Here is a 1064-nt window from a genome sequence, read left to right as displayed (position 1 = left end):
CCCGGGACGGTTGCGGCGACCCGCGCTCTCGCGAGGAGCGGGGACGTCGCCCATCTCGGTCGTCGCCCGCTGGCCGATCGGCCGACGACGAGCGCCGGACACGCCGAGGGCGACCAGCCGGCTGTCGACTGCATCGACGTGGCCGAGCCGGGGCGCCGCTGCCGCGATGAACGCGGCGGGGGCCGAGGCATCCGATGCGCACCCAGGGGTCCCCGACACAGGAAGAGTCGGCGAAGTGCGGATCGTGGCGGACGTCGCGTCAGCGAGGGAGCGGAGCTGGGCGGTGGGGTCGTCGACGACCGAGGCCGTGCGATCACCCCCGACCGAGGTGGATGGCCCGCCGGTGGCCGCGGGGGCGGCCACCGGGGAGTGAGTGGGCATGCCACCTCGCGGGCCGGTCGGCCCGCTGATCGGCGACGTCGCGACGATCGCCGTCGCGGATTCCGCGGGGCGCACCGGGGCGTGCGAATCGAAGGTGTGCATGGTCTGTTCCCATGTGAGGGTCGCGAGGGCGCGACGGATCGTCTGGCGAGCGGTCGCTCGTCAGGTGTGCGGTGGGGTGTCAGCGGCGCCGGAGGTCCGGTGGCGGATCGGGTGGCTGCCCGAGCGGCCCGGGTGGGCCGGCGGAACGACGGTGTGGGGCGGCGCCGGCGGGAACCCCGAGAGTGCCGAGCGTGGGGCTCGCCATCATCGGGTTGCCCGACCCGCTGGCGCCGCCCGGCGCCAGGGTCCCCGTGGGGAGGGTGGGGTGCACCTGGCCCGACGCGTCGGAGGCGCCGGAGCGGTGGGGGGTGGGGCGCAGGCCCGGGGGGAGGGCCGTCGACGCGGTGCGTGCGTGGTGCCCGGGGGCGGATGCGACGCCGGCGCGGCGCGTCTGCACGGGGGCGGACGGGCGGACCCGTGACATCCGGCGATGCGTTGTGGTGATGAGGTTCATCCGTCTCACCTCCTCCTCAGGTAAGTGCCGCTGCTGCGGTGATGCGGCGAGTGTATGCACGTCGTTCGAGTGGACGGAAGCGGGTTCATGTCCGGAAATTCCGGCCTCTCACGGCCCTCTTTCGGGG

Annotated in this window: 1 pseudogene; it reads right to left on the bottom strand. The window is 74.8% G+C overall.

Going from position 1 to position 1064, the window contains the following annotated elements:
* A pseudogene (locus ASG00_RS15980) lies at positions 1–381 on the bottom strand (hypothetical protein); the annotation flags it as partial.
* Positions 382–1064: the final 683 nt, after the last annotated feature.

Origin of the sequence: Microbacterium sp. Leaf351 (assembly GCF_001423825.1) — a bacterium.
Classification (GTDB): Bacteria; Actinomycetota; Actinomycetes; order Actinomycetales; family Microbacteriaceae; genus Microbacterium; species Microbacterium ginsengisoli.
The sequence above is the reverse complement of the archived record's forward strand: the minus strand, read 5'-3'. Positions and strand labels throughout refer to the sequence as shown.